The following is a 15,758-nucleotide window of genomic DNA, read 5'->3' as shown; positions in this document are numbered from 1 at the left end:
TGCTATTCCTTTGGTTTTGGTGAGGGCAGGGCGGCCTACATGACGGCGCCGATTTGCCATGGCACGAATTCAAAGTCACCCAGGCCTTGCGCCTCTGATTTGGTTTGCTCGCCGGATGCCACGCGCAGGAACATCTGGTAGATCTCGCGCCCGACCTCCTCAATTCTGGCGCCATCGGTCAGGATGCGGCCTGCGTTGATGTCCATATCCTCGGTCATGCGGGTGAACATCGTGGTGTTTGTGGCGATCTTCATCGAGGGCGAGGGTTTCGCGCCAAAGGCCGATCCGCGACCCGTGGTAAAGGCGACCAGCGTGCAGCCGCTGGCGATCTGGCCGGTGACAGAGGCGGGATCATAGCCGGGGCTGTCCATAAAGGCGAATCCGGGTTTTGTGACCGGCTCGGCGTATTTGTAAACGCCGGTCAGGGGCGTCGTGCCGCCCTTGGCCGCAGCGCCCAGCGACTTTTCCAAAATGGTGGTCAGGCCACCCTTTTTGTTGCCGGGGCTTGGGTTGTTGTCCATCGAGCCGAGGTTGCGTTTGGTGTAATCCTCCCACCAGTCGATCAGCCCGATCAGCTTTTCGCCGACGGCCTTGTCGGTGGCGCGGGCGGTCAGCAGGTGTTCGGCACCGTAGATTTCCGGTGTTTCGGCCAGCACGCCGGTGCCGCCCTGCGCGACCAGCAGGTCGCAGGCATGGCCCAAAGCGGGGTTGGCGGTGATGCCGGACCACGCGTCCGATCCGCCACATTGCAAGGCCACCATCAGTTCCGACGCGGGGCAGGCGCTGCGGGTGGACTTGTTCACGATCGGCAGCATCTCTTCGATCTTTTTGATGCCCAGTTCGACCGTCTTGCGCAGACCGCCGACGGACTGGATGTTCATCGACTGGAACAGGGGGCCGGGAACAAGGCCATACGCCTCGATCAACCAGTCGATCTGGTTCATTTCGCAGCCAAGGCCCGCCATCAGAACAGCCGCGACATTGGGGTTGCGGGCGTAGCCCCACATCACACGTTGCAGGGCCTCGAACCCGTCACCGTCACCGGCCATGCCGCACCCTGTGCCATGCACAAAGGCCACAACGCCGTCGACATTGGGATAGTCGCGCATCTTTTCGTCGGTGAAATGCGCCGCGATCATCCGCGCGGCGGTGGCGGAACAGTTCACAGAGGTCAGCACGGCGATATAGTTGCGGGTGCCGACGCGGCCATCGGCGCGGCGATACCCCATGAAGGTGTCGATTGTTGTGGCGGGCAGGGCGGGGCGCAGGTTGGTGGCGAATTCATACTGCTGCGATACGGCGCGGAATTCCAGATTGTGGACATGCACATGATCGCCCGCCGCGATGTCGGTCGCGGCATAACCGATGACCTGCGCGTATTTCAGAACGGGCGCGCCCCGTGCGATTGCCTCGGTCGCCATTTTGTGGCCGGTCGGAATCTGCGATGTCGCGCCATGATCTCCCGATGCAAGGGTGGTGATGGCCGTCACGACATTATCTGCGGGGGATAGGCGAACTGTTTTCATCATTGTCTCGTGCGCGGGTTCAAAAATGTGACTGGTTCGGGGCGGCACCTGACCGCCCCGAACCATATTTATCCGGTGTTACGCTTATAGGAACAGCGTTACAATCGGTGGCCAGATCAGCAGCACGGACAGCGCCAGCAACTGGATCGCGATGAACGGCAGGAACCCGCGAAAGATGTCGGTCAGCGAGATATGCGCCGGCGCGACGGACTTCAGGTAGAAGGCAGCCGGACCAAAGGGGGGCGACAAAAAGCTGACCTGCATGTTCATACAGAAGACCACGCCGAACCAGACCGCAACATGGCGTGACTCCAGCTCTCCGAACAGGCCGATCTCGTTGATCGGCAGTTTCAGGACGATAGGCAGGAACACCGGCATGATCAACAGAACGATCCCAACCCAGTCCATGAACATGCCCATGATCAGGAAAATCAACATCATCACCAGAATGATGCCCATCGTCGGCAGTTCTGCCCCGACGATGGCGTTCGCCACAAAGGTCGGGCCACCGACCAGCGTATAGGCGGCGGCAAGAGCTGCGGCCCCGATGGTGACCCAGATGATCGTGCCCGTGGATTTCAGCGTTCTGATCGACGCATCCCAGACGATTTCGAATGTCATTTCACGCCGCATCGTGCCGATCACGAAAACCGCGATCACGCCCATGCCCGCCGCTTCGGTGATGCCGGTGATGCCGCCATAGATCGACCCAAGAACAACGCCGATGACGACGATCGGGGCGACAAGGCCCTTGCCCATCTCCCAGCCCTGCTTTGTCCGCTCGCGGCCGATGACCAGATAGATCAACGCCAGAGAGATCAGCGCGGCCCCTGCCAGCCAGGGCAGGTCGGACACCATGCCCATGGCAATCGGGTCCACGCCTTCGGTCACGGTGTTGCCACCGGTCGCGGTAAAGAACAGGGCGCGTGCCGCCAGAATGGCGCTGGCCCCAAGTGTCAGGCAAGACAGGAAGCCAAGGAACATCAGCCCCTTTTCACGGCCCGCAGGATCAGAAGGATCGGGTTCGGGCAGCGGCGCGTCTTCGGGGTTCAGCTGTGTGCGAACGATGATGTAGATGATAAAGAACGACGCCAGCATGAAACCGGGCAGGAACGACGCGGTGAACAGTGCCTTGATCGAGGTTTCGGTGACCAGCCCGTAGAAGATCAGAACGATCGACGGCGGGATCATGGTGCCAAGAGAGCCGGAGGCGCAGATCGTCCCGATGGCAAGGTTCTGGTTGTAGCCAAGCCGCAACATCTGGGGCAGGGCGATCAGGCCCAGCAGAACCACCTCGCCGCCGATGATGCCCGACATGGCCGCCATGACGACAGCCATGATCGAGGTGACGATGGCGATGCCGCCGCGTGTCCGGCTAAGCCAGACATTCAGCGACGAATACATGTCACGCGCGATGCCGGACCTTTCCAGAAGTGCTGCCATGAAGATGAACAGCGGAACCGAAATCAGGACATAGTTCGTCATTTGCCGATAAACGGCCTGACCAAGCACCGAAAATGGCCCACGGCCAAAGTCCTGGAACAACAGGTCGGGGCCAAATTTCATCACAAGTGTCGCAACCGCAAGGAAAGCAGAGGCAAAGCCAAGTGGCATGCCGATCGCAAGCAGGGCGAACATCGCCAGCAACAGGATCAGGCTTAGGGTGCCGATATCAACCATTCTTTGGCTCCTCCAGCGTTTTACGAATGTTCTCGATTTCCGTCTCGTCGATGTCGTCGGCCGGGGAGTGGTGTTCCGGCGCCTTATGCCAATCGGCGATCAGGTTCGAGATGGCCTGAATTGCGACCAGGGCGATGATGAACAGGATGGCGGGTTTAAGGGTTCCGGGAATGGGCGGGTTCCAGGATGTGCCGAAGGTTTCCATGCGCAGCATCTTGTCGCGCGCCTCGTTGAAGCCCCCCCAGATCAGGCAGAAGCAAAAGACCCAGATCAGCGCAACAGAAATGCAGTCGCTTAGCTTTTGTGCCCAGCGGGGCATCATGTCGTAGATGATGTAGATGCGGATGTGGCTGCGTTGTTGCATGGCGTATTGGCCTGCCAGCAGAAAGACAAAGGCGGCGATCCAAAGGGACAGCTCGTTTGCCCAGAGGGTCGGATTGTTGAACACATACCGCGATATCACTTCGTAGAACATCACGAGCACAACAAATATGACGCCCATCATCGCCAGCCGCGAGGTGATCAGGGACAGGACATCGAAAAAGCCCTCGGGGCGGGGTTCGATGGTTGCGATCCGGTCAGACATGAAAACAGAGGCCAACATCAACGCGCTGGTCAAAGAGATCAGCATCAGTTGCACGGCCGGTTTTCCAGCGGGGCGCAGCATGTCATACATGCTGTAGGCGTCCTGTTTCAGGAAATGGCCGGCGATCAGCCAGGCTGCAACCGCAAGCGTCAGCGCGATCGTGCCGATCATGGCGGTTTTGACGGGCCCACGCATTGCCCCAAGCCATACACTCTCGTGTTGCATGCCCAATCTCCCGTTATTTTGTGATGCGTATAGCAAGTGGTGAGCCACGAAGGCTCACCACAGGTCTGGTTTGACCGGCCCTGTGGCCGGTCAGCGTATCAGTTTGCCAGCAGTCCAAGCTGGGCAAGATAGGCCTTGTGGCTGTCAACCAGTGCACGGGCTTCGGGGGTTTTCTGCGCCCAGCCTTCCCATGCTGCTTGAGCGCCTTCACGGAATGCTGCGCGGTCTTCTGCCGACCAATCATACAGCGTCACGCCATCGGCGCGCAGCTTTGCGGCGGCTTCTGCGTTGGCTTTTTCAAAGGTCAGCGCGGTTTGCAGCGACAGTTTCTGCATTGCGGTGTCGATGATGCGCTGCTGCGCGGGGGTCAGACCATCCCAGACGACTTTGTTACAGGCAAAGTGGTCGGACGGCATCGAGTGGAAGCCGGGGAATGTCGCGTGCTTTACGATGTCGTAAAGACCAAGACCCACGTTGTTCGCCAGACCCGACGCATCGGCACCGTCGATGATGCCGGTTTCCAGCGCCGTAAAGATCTCGGTGAAATCCATCACGATCGGCGATGCGCCGAGGTTTGCAAAGATTTCGGTTTCAAGACCCGGAGGCGAGCGGAATTTCCAGCCCTTCAGATCGTCGGGGCCATTCAGCGGCTTGGACGAGGACATCGATTCCTGGCCATAGATCCACCAGCCGATCAGCTGCATGCCGTATTCGTTATACAGCGCCTGCGCCGCGTCGTATCCACCGCCGTAATACAGCCAGGACAGCTGTTGATAGGGGGTGTCATAGCCGCCCATGATGTCGCCAACGAACTGGAACGCAGGGTTTTTGCCGGTCTGGTATGCACCGCCGGTCATGTCGCAATCCAGAATGCCGTTCGCGGCAGCATCGAAGGCCTCAACCGTGGCCACGACCGAAGACGAATAGAACATCTCGATCTTGATGTCGCCGCCGGACATGGTCTGGATGTCATCGACAAACTGGCCGGCCAACTTGCCCGACACGGTTTCGGGGGCATAGTGCGTCTGGACCCGCAGAACCGTTTCCGCAAATGCCGGACTGGCGATAACAGCGGCCACTGCTGCCGATTTAAGGATAGTCGTGAGTTTCATGTCGTCCTCCCTGATTGCGCGTTTGCCGCGCTCGTTCTCGTCGCGACCGCGCTCCTCCGCGCTCGCACCGGTTTCGTGTTCCGTAGTCAGACGCTAGCGGGGTCGCTATCGACAAGCAACAAATTTTGGTATACCAAATGATAAAAATTGAACCCGCTTATATTTACGGATACTGCAGTGAAGGAATTTCAATAGCTTAAGCTATAAAACAAAGAGGTGGCCGGTGGAGACAACCCTATCAGACGACATCGCCAATCAGCTGCGGCGCGACATCCTTCGCGGCAAGCTGCCGCCTGGTTCCACCATCAAGGAACGCGATAACGCCAATGAGATGGGCGTCAGCCGGACCCCGATGCGCGAAGCGATTCGTATTCTGGCGAAAGAAGGGCTGGTTGTTCTTCGGCCCTCGCGGACCCCGATTGTCGCGACGCCGTCGCTGAAGGAAATCAGCGATGCCATCGACGTTCTGCGTGCGCTGGAACTGTTGTCAGGGGAACTGGCCTGCAAGAATGCGTCGAATGACGAAATCGCGCAGATCCGCGCCCTGCACGAGAAAATGTCGGATCTATACGATCACGTCGATACGCTTGACCTGTTCGAAATCGACATGAGCTTTCACATTGCCATTGCCCGCGCGTCGCAGAACCCCGCGCTGGCAGAAACCCATAATGCCTATTTGTCCCGCCTGTGGCGCGCGCGGTATTTGTCGGCAAGCCAGCGCCGCAGCCGGGATCGGGTGCTGCGTCAGCACAGCATGATCGTCGAGGGACTGGAGCAGCGCAATCCGGCCAAGGTGCAGGCCGAAATCCAAAGCCATCTGGAACATCTTGTGCTGAACATCCGCAGCCGTTTCGAAGAACTGGATGCAGAGCGCGAGACGTCCGACGCCGGGTGAATGCCTGCGGGGTCTTTGCTGGCTCAATGAAGGGTGTGCGTGGCGCCGTTAAACCGGACCTGCGCATCACAGGGGGTATCCCAATCGCCGACGCCGGACCACCATTCCTGAAGCAGGATTTTGGCGCGATCTGTGCGGGGCGGGTCATGGGGGAAAAGATTGGCTGTCGCCCAGTCGATCGCGGGCCGTCCGCCGGTAAGACCCAAGGCGATGCCCGCGTTCAGAAGCCGGGCGTAAGACGTGCTTTGGGACAGTTGCACATCGGTCATATTCGCGCCCTCGGCCTCTATCTCGATGAAGGCTTCTCTGGCGCGATCAAGTGCATCTAGCATGTCGGGTCTTTCGGGGTTGAATGAATGGACCTTGTTCCTCATGCCGACATGTTTCGCAGGGCATTTTAGCTTTTTGATGGTCAAATGCTATTGTTTTTGTGGCTAAAGCTTGTTCCTCGCAAAGCTGGGCAAGGGCAGGGTAGGGGAAGGGTTGCGGCGGGTGATTTTCCCACAGCCTAAAGATGTGTTGTCAGCTGTGATCCCTGACACTGGTTCGGATCAACGGAAGCAACGGGTTGTGCCCTTGTTCCGTGTGACGGGCTGCGGGGTGCGGCGAATGGGCAGAACGCGGTGAGCCGGGGCGATTCTGTCATTTTTAAAATACTTAAATTTTTTCAGTAATTTACCGCAAACACATAGGTTGTGTTTCATATATCGTGAACAACCAAATGTTGTGATGTGCGATTTCCGAATCAAAGCCCAGTGCATCGATGCTGTAGGATTTGCCACATTTTTGCCTCTATTTGCCTTGTTTCAAACATTTTCCTCGCAATCTAAGGATGAGTGGTTCACCCTTATGAGGCGAGAGCGCAAAACATTGGGCAGCGTTAAGGAGATCTTAATCAAATTGTGACTCTGCGGCCCCGTTCGGTGAGCGCCGCACAAAGGGCCGCCCAGGTCGGCAGTAACGGTATGGCAATTTTTCGACCTAATGCGTCAAACGAAGTCAGGTGACTATACATGCAATCGACAACGATCTCTTTTGGAAACATGCACACCCACGGCGAGCTGTTTGCCAATCTTCTGAGGGCCCGCAGGCAAAGTTTCATCGTGCAAAACCGGTGGGATCTGCCAGAGGCGGGCGGGATGGAATACGACCAATACGACACACCCGCCAGCCGCTGGATCGCGGTGCATCGGGGCGGTGAAATTCTGGCGGGTATCCGGCTGACGCCCACAACAGCGCGGTGCGGCATCTATTCCTATATGATCCGTGACGCGCAGAAGGGTCTGCTTGCCTCTATCCCGTCGAACCTGTTGAACTTCGAGGCGCCGGTGTCGCCCGATGTGTGGGAATCGTCGCGTGTGTTCGTGTCGCAATCCGTTCCTGCCAAGCTTCGGATGCAGGTTCAGGCCAGTCTGATGCAGGAAATGATCACGGCCTCGCGCGAGTTGGGCGCAAAACAGGTGCTTGGACTGGTGCCGGTCGTTTGGTCCCGCTGGATCGGTCGCTTGGGGCTTGATGCCGAGGCCGCCGGTCCAGAGATGGAAATCGACGGATCATCGAACCAGGTTGCGCTGATGCATCTTTCGGCGGTGCGTCACTAGCGCAGTCACAGAAGAGTGTTCCGAGGCCCGCCTTATCGTATCTAAATTAACGTGTTGCCGCCACAGTTGTGCCAATCTTGAAAAGTATTGATCTCCTTACGGGAGAGTGTGCTATTAATGTGCACCTCTGTGGTTGGATCGCGCCTAGAGGATCGAGCGGGTCGAATATGTAGAACCCCGCTTACCTTTACGGCGAATGCAAGGCATATGCGAAGGATGGATAATATCGAACAGCGGTTAAAGGACTTTGTCCGCGGTGGACTTGGTCTTATATGGCAGCGCCAGGCGATGTTCGTCGGCGCATCCCTTTTGATTGGGTTCTTCTATAGCGCCGAAATTGCCCTGTTTTGTTATGTGATTAGCCTTAGCACCGAATTGTTCGACTACTACATTTCCAAGCGTGTTCTGGCGTGGGATGGCGTGAACCGGAAGAAGGGCCCGGTTTTTTTGAACCTTCTGACCCTCAGTTCCGTCCTGAGCGCAATCGCAGTTAGTCTTTTTGTTGTGCTCGTGGCCCGCGAAGAAGGCATCGCCACGCATTTCACACCTCTGTTCTTTCTGTTTGCCGCATCGATCTTTGCGGCCATGAACAACCATCAGTTGTTGCGGGTTCTGATTGCCCGACTGGTCATCTACGGGGCGGCGTTTGTTTACATTCCGGCGCATGACCTATGGGCGGAATGGCCGTCGCCCGCGCCGTTCCTGTGGCTGCAATTCGCGACATGCGTGTTTATCCTGTATTTTATGGTGGACTGCTCGCGCGTGTTCTTGCGGCTTTACCAGACAAAACTGGGCCAGATGGAAGAGCTGCGGCAGGAACGTGACCGCGTGGCTAGCGCCTATGCGGTGCAGTCGCAATTTATCTCCATCGTCAGCCATGAGTTGCGCACGCCGCTTACCTCTATCAAGGGGGGGCTTGGCCTGATCGAGAGCGGTTTTCTGGGCGAGGTGCCCCCCAAGGTCGCCAGACTGGTCGAGATCGCGCATAAGAACAGCACCCGCCTGTCGTTCCTGATCGACGATCTTCTGGATCTTCAGAAATACGAGGCGGGGCAGGCCGAATTTGTGCGTGTGCCGATGGATATGGCGGAACTTGTGCGGGATTCCGTCGAGGCGAACGAGAGTTACTGCAATTCGCTGGGGGTCAAGATCCACGCCAAAGGACTGGACGAGCCGTTGTTCGTCAATGGCGATTATGGCCGGTTGTTGCAGGTGTTGGCCAATGTCATCTCTAACGCGGCGAAGTTTTCCTATCAAGGCGGAGAGATTGAGATCGTGCTGGAGCGGGTGCAAGACAAGGCGCGCATCGCCGTCAGGGATAACGGGCGCGGCATTCCGGAAAACTCGGAGCGTCTGGTGTTCGGAAAATTCACCCAGGTCGATGCGTCGCTTCAACGCGAGATCGGTGGAACCGGATTGGGGATGAGCATCACACAGCACATTCTGGATGGCCACGACGGCAGCATCGCCTATGAAAGCGAAGTGGGAAAGGGTACGACCTTTTTCATCACGCTGGATGCAATCGAATCCGGCAAAAAGGTGGTTCCCGACGCGCCGCCCACAGCCAGGATCGCCTTGGCCTGCTGAGTAACGGAAAAGCCGCGCGGGCTATCGCGGGGATGCGATGTCTTCGGTGGGCAGTTTGGCCAGACGCATCCGTTTGCGCAGGTGGGTCGAGACGGTGTCGATAGCCAGCGTCAGACCGCCCATCGCCAATAGCAGCACGACGGCCCGGTCGATCCGCACTTGCTGGATCGCGGCGTCGACATGAAAGCCCAGTGTGGCAACGCCGAGCAGCCCAAATATCGCGCTGTCGCGCACGATGATCTCCCAGCGGTAAAGGCATAGCGCGACAAAGCTGCCGAACTGTCTGGGCAACAGCTCGAACCCCCAAAGGACAAAGCCGCGCGGCGCATCGGGGCGCAGGGTGTCGCACAGATGTTCGGATTGTCGCCCCATCAGATGCGCGATGATCGCGCCATTGTGCAGGCCAAGGGCGATAATCGCGGGCAGCATGGACGGGCCGAACACCTGCAACAGCACAAAGGCCAGCATGTAATCCGGGATGGACCGGCCAAGCACCAGACCCGCGTGTGCCAAAGCAGCATCGATGCGCCCGGTGACACGCGGCACGATCAGCGGAAAGGCCAGAATTGCGATCATTGCCGCCAGCGCCAGCGCCAGTTGTGACAGGACCAGCGTGACCCATATGCCGGGCAGCACCTGTTCGGTGGCAAGCCGCCAGAGCCAGCTGGTGAAATCCCCCCAGCCGCCCAGGTTCAGCCAGCCGCCGCTGCGCAGGGGCGCGGGCACGATGTCTTCGGTCAGGAACCGGCGCAATACGCCGCTGCCCATCGGGGGGATCTGGATGCGCACAAGCAGCCAGACGGAAATGCCAAGGTACAGCGGCGCCAGCGGCCAGCGCATCCAGACGCGCAACGGCAGGATCAGCGCAAGATAGACCGCAAGAACCGCCATGGCCTGCGGGTAATGGGCCTGCCGGAAATAGCTTTCCAGCAGAAACCCAAGGGTCGGCAACCCGATAAACCCCAGCACCGCCGCCGACCGCAACCCGCATTCCAGCCGGTAAAGGACATAGGTGCGCATGTCTGGCAGGGCGAGCGGAAGGCGGGCAAAAAGCAGCGCCGAAACCCGCGATGTTCTGGCGGGCAGGGCGTTGGCGGCGACCGGGTCGACCTCGTCCAGATATTCGGCAAAGACCTTGGCAAAGATGCCGGCATAGGGCAGGGCGATGGCCAGAACGCCGGTCAGGGGCGACAGACCGGTGACCTGCATCAGCAGCAACGCCCAGAACAATTCATGGACTGCGCGTACCGCGATGCACAGATGCCGGACGGGGCCGAAGCCATAGAAGGGCGCAAGGCCAAGCCCTGCGGCGGCACCGATAAACACCCCGCACAGCGCGAAGGCCAAGGTCAGGGCGGCGGCATGGACCAGTGCGGGGATGTCGCCGAACTCGGGGTGCAGCAGCCCCTCTGCCAGACGCGCAAGCGTGGCAGAGGCGTCGGGTGCAAGCATCCGCAGATCGGCAAACCCCAGCGCCAGAAGCGTCAGCAGGGCAAAGCCAAGGATCACGGCCCTGCGCCCGATGCGGGATTTGTCATGCGCCAAAGGTCTGCGCACCTGCCTATGTGCCCTGATACAGGGCTGCGATGTCCTCTGCGGTCACCGCGGCAACCGGCGCGTCGACCGTGATCCGGCCTGCGCGCAGTCCGACAATGCGGGTGGCGATGCGCAGGGCGGCATCGGTGTCGTGCAGCGCCAGCACCACCGTCTGAAAGCGGGCGTTCAGCGCATCCAGCAGCGCGGCGCCCTGTGTCGCGTCCACGGCGCTGACCGGTTCGTCCGCCAGCACCACATCGCCGCCGCGAAACAGCGCGCGGGCAAGGGCGGTGCGCTGCCGCTGTCCGCCCGACAGCGTTTCGACCGCACGACGGTCCAGCCCGTTCAGTCCGACAGTGGCCAGCCAGGGGGCGACAGCGGCCCGTTCGCGCCGGAACGGGTGCACAAGATTGGCAAGGTTATAGGCGGCCCCGTGATCGTCCAGCCGGCCCATATAGGTATTCAGATGAACGGAAAGCTGCGGCACCAGCCCGTGGTCCTGCGGCACAAGCGCAAGGCGTGGCGCGGTTCGCGCTGTTTCCAGCTTGCGCCGCAGCGCCCCGAGCAGTGTCGATTTCCCCGCGCCGCTGCGCCCCAGAAGAACCACCCGTTCGCCTGCGAACAGGTCGAGGCGGATGTCGTGCAGCGCGGGGGTCTGCTGCCAATGGATCGTTTCGCCGTTGAACCGGACCAAAGGCGATTGCTGGGGCATGGTCTTGCCTTACTCGATCAGATCGAGCTGCCGCGCTGTCGCCTCGATCGGGGCATAAAGCGCGTTGTCGGCGGGGATGAAGCCTGTGCGCGGGAAAGAGGCCAGCAGGTCAGGGTCGCTCATGTCCAGCAAGGCGGCCTGAACGCGGTCGGCGAACCCTTCGCCAAAGCGGGCATCGACATCGCCGCGGATCGTCCAGTTGTAATCGGGGTAGGCGGGTGTCTTCCAGATCACCTTGGCGGATTCGATTTCCGGCGCGCCGTCGGCGACGGCCTGATCGTATACGGTGTAGTTCAGCGCACCCAACTGGTAGGCGCCCGATGCAACCAGACGCAGGGTCTGGCCGTGATCGCCGGAAAAGCCGACATCGGAAAAGACATCTTCTGGCGCTTTGCCCGTTGCCTCGCGGATGTGAAATTCGGGCATCAACCGCCCCGACGTCGAAGTCTGCGCCCCGAATGTAAAGCGCATGCCGTCGATGCCTGTGGGAAAGCTGTCGGCCTCGGTCAGGCCGGTTGCGGTATTGGCAATGAAATAGGTGACAAAGGTCGCGTCTTCGGCACCCTGCGCAATGGCGCGGGACCCCGGAACCGCCAACCGTGCCTGAACGCCGGACAGGCCGCCGAACCACGCCAGCTGGATCTGGTCATTGCGGAATGCGGTGACCGAGGCGGCGTAGCTTTTGACCGGAATATATTCGACCGGAACGCCCAGCTTTTCCGACAGATAGGCGGCGACTTTGCCAAACCGTTCTGTCAGGCGGGTTTCGTCGTCGTCGGGGATTGCAGAGACGTAAAGCGTGTTCGCGGTCTGCGCATGGGCCGGGGCGGCAAGGCTTAGGGCGATCAGAGCGGCAGAAATAGCGTTTTTTACGAGACGCATCGCGAGAATCCTTTGGAGCTATAAGATGTGTTGCGGGATACGGGCTTCGCCGGGAAAGCGCCAGACGGGGCCGGAAAAATTGCTGACGTATATGACGTATATATAGTGTCATATATTTGGCGAAATCAGGCGTGACAGGATCGACACGTATTTCCGTTCATTCGGGTCATAAGGCCTGAGAGCATAGCAAACCTGACAGGGCTGCTGCATAAAGCGGGAGTAATTTGGGGTGACGGGGCGAGTATATTGACGAAGATGGTTTCATTGAAGGCTTTGTGGGGTTGCCTTGGATTTGTTGGTGGCGCTGATGCGGTCGTTGCGGAACAGCTGATCCCGCCGACTGTGAACATTTTCGGCGAGGCCGGGCTGATCGAAATGCCCACCGCCGACAGCGCACCGGATGCGCAGTTTTCCCAGTCGGTCGGCACCTTCAACGGAGAGGCGCGTGTAACGCTGTCGTTCCAGATTTCGCCCAGACTTTCGGGCAGTTTCAGATACGCGACGATAGACGAATATACCGGCCCCGGCACCGGTCGTACATGGGACCGCAGTTTTGATCTGCGCTACCGGCTGATCGAAGAGGGGGCATACCGCCCTGCTGTCGCGGTCGGCCTGAGGGATTTTATCGGCACCGGCCTTTATACCGGCGAATATGTCGTCGCGACCAAGGGCATCGGCGACAATGTTAGGGCAACAGCCGGTCTGGGCTGGGGCAGGCTTGGGTCGCACAACGGCTTTGCGAACCCTTTGGGCGCCTTGAGCGACGGGCTCAAAACCCGTGTCGCGCGCGATGTTGGCAAGGGCGGCACCTTTGACCCCAAGCAGTGGTTCAGCGGCGATGCGGCGGCCTTCGGCGGAATCGAATATTTTCACACCGCCGATCTGTCGTTCAAGGCGGAGTATTCGTCGGATGCCTATACCCGCCGCACTGCGCTTGGGACGATCGACCGCAAATCTTCGATGAACTTCGGTGTGACCTACAGGGGTTGGACCGGAGTGGAGCTTGCCGGTTACTACTTATATGGCAGCGAAATCGGGGCCTCTGTGACGTTTGTTCTGAACCCCAGAGAACGGCGGGAGGTGACAGGGCGGGAACCCGCACCGGTGCCCGTCAAGGTGCGGGCGCAAGGGGCCGCCGCCGTACAAAGCTGGGCTCAAAGCCCGCAGACGTCATCGGCGCTGCAATCCGGTCTGGCCAGGGTTCTGGCTGCGGACGGTCTGACCCTGGAGGCGATGGACCTGTCCGCGACCCGTGTCCGCATCCGCGTTCGCAACGAGACATACGGGGCTGCGCCACAGATGATTGGCCGCGTCGCGCGGATCCTGACACAGGCAATGCCGGCCTCGGTCGAGACATTCGTGATCGAACCTGTTTCGCTGGGGGTGCCCACCGCCGCCGTCACTTTGCGCCGCTCTGACCTTGAGGCCTACGAGAATGCGCCGAATGGTGCGTGGAAAATGTTCACACGGACCGGCATTGCTGAAACAGGGGCTGCGCAGGGCTTTTCCGTCACAGATGGCCTTTACCCAAAGTTCAACTGGTCGATCGGCCCCTATGGCGAATTGGCCTTGTTCGACCCCGACAGCCCTGCCCGCTATGATATCGGCGCCGAGGCCCGCGCCAGCTACGAAATAGTGCCGGGTCTGGTTCTTGCCGGGTCTGTCCGGCAAAGGGCCATTGGCACGCTTGACCAGTCGCAGCGGGTTTCGAACTCTGTCCTGCCAAGGGTTCGCAGCGATGCCTATCTTTATGCAAAGAATGATCGCCCCACGCTGGAGCGGTTGACGCTTGGCTATACCTTCCGCCCGGCCCCGACGTTGTATGGCCGTGTGTCGGTCGGGTATCTGGAACGGATGTTCGGGGGGCTGTCGGCGGAAGTGCTGTGGAAGCCGGTTGATAGCCGTCTCGCCTTCGGGGCAGACATCAATTATGTGCGTCAACGCGATTTCGACCTCGGGCTTGGTTTTCAGGGTTACGAAGTGCTAACCGGTCATGGATCGGCGTATTACGATTTTGGCAACGGCTACCATGCGCAGGTTGATCTGGGGCGCTATCTTGCCGGTGACTATGGCGGCACCCTGACCCTGTCGCGCGAATTCGCCAACGGATGGAAGCTGGGCGCATTCGCCACGATCACAGATGTGCCGTTTGCCGAGTTCGGCGAGGGATCATTCGACAAGGGGATCACCTTTACCATTCCGGTGGACTGGGCGCTTGGAAAGCCAAGCACGAAATCCTTCGAGACTGTGATCCGGCCCATCCTTCGGGATGGTGGCGCGCGCCTTGGCCTACAGGACCGGCTATATAGTGCGGTGCGCACAACCCACCGTCCCGATCTGGAAAAACGTTGGGGGCGGTTCTGGAGATGATCATGCTGCGCAGACTTGCAATCGGACTATCCATCGGCCTGTTAGCCTCTTGCGGGACCGGTGCGCCGGACCGTCTGGCACAGCTCAAGACGGTGACGGCGGGGTTTGGCAAACAGCCGGCACCGGTTGACCCGCGCGACGGGCTGACGCCTGCGGTGCTGGCCACTGTGACGACGCCGGTCCTGTTTGCGGCGATCCCGTCGCGGGGGGCGCAGGCCACGATGGTGCCGGCGGGCACAAATGGCGATGCCGTAACATGGCTAACCAGCGACGGCATCGGGCTGGTTTTCAAGGGCGGAGTTCTGGTCGCGACGCGCGGTCTGGGGCTTGACCTTATGGCGGCGGATGTGGCCGGCACGCGCAATGCCATGTTGCGGGGTGGTAAGGATGTGGTGCGGATCCACGATTACCTGAGCCCCGAAGACCGGATCGAGCGCATCCGTTTTGTCTGCACGGTGACGCCGGACGGGCCGGAGACGATCACGATTGTCGGTCAATCCTACAAGGCCTCAAAAATCACGGAACGCTGCGTCGGGACCGAAACACGATTTATCAACGTCTTTTGGCGTGGCGCGACCGGCACCATGTTGCGGTCGCATCAGTTTGTCAGCCCCGAAGTCGGCTATCTGGACACCGAACGTCTTACACAGTGACCGCGACCGCCTTGTGCCATCTGTCGCAAGGCGGTTGATTCCCGAAATGGGGCATCTAATGCCGCAAGCAGCCCCAGATTCTGCTGTATTTCCCCCAATCCGGAGATTTACAGCGGTGTCGCATCGGGCAGTTTTCCGCAGAATGCTTATAAACAAGGCGATCCGCGGGCTCTATGACAAGAAAATCAACGAAATGCGATTTTACTAAAAAAAGGTCTTGCGACTCTGGGTCACTAGGCCTAGAACCCCCTTCACCGGAGACGCAGTGATGCACAACGGGGCGCGGAACGGACTGGAAACAGGCCCAAATGTGCATGAACGAACATCTAGAGGTAGTTGATCTGTTGCGCTAATGATTTGCGCTTCGGTTTTTTATTGTCTCTTTGCTCTTTG

The 15,758-nt window shown here is 59.6% G+C and carries 13 protein-coding genes; 5 read left to right on the top strand and 8 right to left on the bottom strand.

The features are described 5' to 3' along the window. Positions 1-35 precede the first annotated feature (35 nt). From ACEN2R_RS18145 to ACEN2R_RS18130, 4 genes are all read right to left on the bottom strand, one after another. The gene (locus tag ACEN2R_RS18145) at positions 36-1,526 is read right to left on the bottom strand and encodes a UxaA family hydrolase (RefSeq protein ID WP_442044098.1); all 1,491 of its coding nucleotides are present in this window, start codon (positions 1,524-1,526) and stop codon (positions 36-38) included. Between the two features lie 84 nt (positions 1,527-1,610). Continuing rightward, positions 1,611-3,206, bottom strand: coding sequence for a TRAP transporter large permease (locus tag ACEN2R_RS18140; protein ID WP_442044097.1), 1,596 nt, complete (start codon positions 3,204-3,206; stop codon positions 1,611-1,613). Beyond that, positions 3,199-4,017 (bottom strand): TRAP transporter small permease subunit, encoded by an 819-nt coding sequence (locus ACEN2R_RS18135; protein ID WP_442044096.1) that lies wholly within the window; start codon positions 4,015-4,017, stop codon positions 3,199-3,201. Before ACEN2R_RS18135 ends, ACEN2R_RS18140 begins: the two co-directional genes overlap by 8 nt. A 98-nt stretch (positions 4,018-4,115) precedes the next feature. Beyond that, complete coding sequence (locus tag ACEN2R_RS18130) at positions 4,116-5,129, bottom strand: TRAP transporter substrate-binding protein (RefSeq protein ID WP_442044095.1); 1,014 nt, start codon at positions 5,127-5,129, stop codon at positions 4,116-4,118. 223 nt (positions 5,130-5,352) lie between these two features. Here ACEN2R_RS18130 and ACEN2R_RS18125 point away from each other — a divergent pair, with 223 nt between their 5' ends. Next, positions 5,353-6,024 (top strand): GntR family transcriptional regulator, encoded by a 672-nt coding sequence (locus ACEN2R_RS18125; RefSeq protein WP_442044094.1) that lies wholly within the window; start codon positions 5,353-5,355, stop codon positions 6,022-6,024. A 23-nt stretch (positions 6,025-6,047) separates the two neighbouring features. Here the strand turns inward: ACEN2R_RS18125 and ACEN2R_RS18120 are convergent, their stop codons facing one another. Next, positions 6,048-6,356, bottom strand: coding sequence for a hypothetical protein (locus tag ACEN2R_RS18120; RefSeq protein ID WP_442044093.1), 309 nt, complete (start codon positions 6,354-6,356; stop codon positions 6,048-6,050). A 681-nt stretch (positions 6,357-7,037) separates the two neighbouring features. Here ACEN2R_RS18120 and ACEN2R_RS18115 point away from each other — a divergent pair. Together ACEN2R_RS18115 and ACEN2R_RS18110 are read left to right on the top strand one after the other, a co-directional pair. After that, a complete protein-coding gene (locus ACEN2R_RS18115; protein WP_442044092.1) occupies positions 7,038-7,625 on the top strand; it encodes an acyl-homoserine-lactone synthase in 588 nt (195 codons plus the stop codon). Positions 7,626-7,841: 216 nt separating this feature from the next. Further along, a complete protein-coding gene (locus ACEN2R_RS18110; RefSeq protein WP_442044091.1) occupies positions 7,842-9,212 on the top strand; it encodes a sensor histidine kinase in 1,371 nt (456 codons plus the stop codon). Positions 9,213-9,233: 21 nt separating this feature from the next. Here the strand turns inward: ACEN2R_RS18110 and ACEN2R_RS18105 are convergent, their stop codons facing one another. Genes ACEN2R_RS18105 through ACEN2R_RS18095 form a run of 3 tightly spaced genes read right to left on the bottom strand, consistent with a single transcriptional unit; the run spans position 9,234 to position 12,342 of the window. Further along, positions 9,234-10,769 (bottom strand): PhnE/PtxC family ABC transporter permease, encoded by a 1,536-nt coding sequence (locus ACEN2R_RS18105; protein WP_442044090.1) that lies wholly within the window; start codon positions 10,767-10,769, stop codon positions 9,234-9,236. Between the two features lie 4 nt (positions 10,770-10,773). After that, a complete protein-coding gene (locus ACEN2R_RS18100; RefSeq protein ID WP_442044089.1) occupies positions 10,774-11,460 on the bottom strand; it encodes an ATP-binding cassette domain-containing protein in 687 nt (228 codons plus the stop codon). A gap of 9 nt (positions 11,461-11,469) precedes the next feature. Next, entirely contained in the window at positions 11,470-12,342 is an 873-nt protein-coding gene (locus ACEN2R_RS18095; protein WP_442044088.1) for a putative selenate ABC transporter substrate-binding protein, read from the bottom strand. 255 nt (positions 12,343-12,597) lie between these two features. On the opposite strand from ACEN2R_RS18095, the gene ACEN2R_RS18090 reads away from it, so the two are divergent. Next, positions 12,598-14,712, top strand: a complete 2,115-nt coding sequence (locus ACEN2R_RS18090) for a YjbH domain-containing protein (RefSeq protein ID WP_442044119.1) — start codon at positions 12,598-12,600, stop codon at positions 14,710-14,712. Between the two features lie 2 nt (positions 14,713-14,714). Next, a complete protein-coding gene (locus tag ACEN2R_RS18085; protein ID WP_442044087.1) occupies positions 14,715-15,365 on the top strand; it encodes a YjbF family lipoprotein in 651 nt (216 codons plus the stop codon). Positions 15,366-15,758 lie beyond the last annotated feature (393 nt).

Source organism: Pseudogemmobacter sp. W21_MBD1_M6 (assembly GCF_052119585.1).
GTDB lineage: Bacteria > Pseudomonadota > Alphaproteobacteria > Rhodobacterales > Rhodobacteraceae > JBGQOJ01.
This window is presented reverse-complemented; position numbering and strand designations above follow the sequence as displayed.

What these genes read in the sequence shown, in the direction of transcription:
- ACEN2R_RS18145 (WP_442044098.1), bottom strand. Translation starts at nt 1,526, where the DNA reads ATGAAAACAGTTCGCCTATCCCCCGCAGATAATGTCGTGACGGCCATC.
- ACEN2R_RS18140 (WP_442044097.1), bottom strand. Translation starts at nt 3,206, where the DNA reads ATGGTTGATATCGGCACCCTAAGCCTGATCCTGTTGCTGGCGATGTTC.
- ACEN2R_RS18135 (WP_442044096.1), bottom strand. Translation starts at nt 4,017, where the DNA reads ATGCAACACGAGAGTGTATGGCTTGGGGCAATGCGTGGGCCCGTCAAA.
- ACEN2R_RS18130 (WP_442044095.1), bottom strand. Translation starts at nt 5,129, where the DNA reads ATGAAACTCACGACTATCCTTAAATCGGCAGCAGTGGCCGCTGTTATC.
- ACEN2R_RS18120 (WP_442044093.1), bottom strand. Translation starts at nt 6,356, where the DNA reads ATGCTAGATGCACTTGATCGCGCCAGAGAAGCCTTCATCGAGATAGAG.
- ACEN2R_RS18115 (WP_442044092.1), top strand. Translation starts at nt 7,038, where the DNA reads ATGCAATCGACAACGATCTCTTTTGGAAACATGCACACCCACGGCGAG.
- ACEN2R_RS18110 (WP_442044091.1), top strand. Translation starts at nt 7,842, where the DNA reads ATGGATAATATCGAACAGCGGTTAAAGGACTTTGTCCGCGGTGGACTT.
- ACEN2R_RS18100 (WP_442044089.1), bottom strand. Translation starts at nt 11,460, where the DNA reads ATGCCCCAGCAATCGCCTTTGGTCCGGTTCAACGGCGAAACGATCCAT.
- ACEN2R_RS18095 (WP_442044088.1), bottom strand. Translation starts at nt 12,342, where the DNA reads ATGCGTCTCGTAAAAAACGCTATTTCTGCCGCTCTGATCGCCCTAAGC.
- ACEN2R_RS18090 (WP_442044119.1), top strand. Translation starts at nt 12,598, where the DNA reads ATGGTTTCATTGAAGGCTTTGTGGGGTTGCCTTGGATTTGTTGGTGGC.
- ACEN2R_RS18085 (WP_442044087.1), top strand. Translation starts at nt 14,715, where the DNA reads ATGCTGCGCAGACTTGCAATCGGACTATCCATCGGCCTGTTAGCCTCT.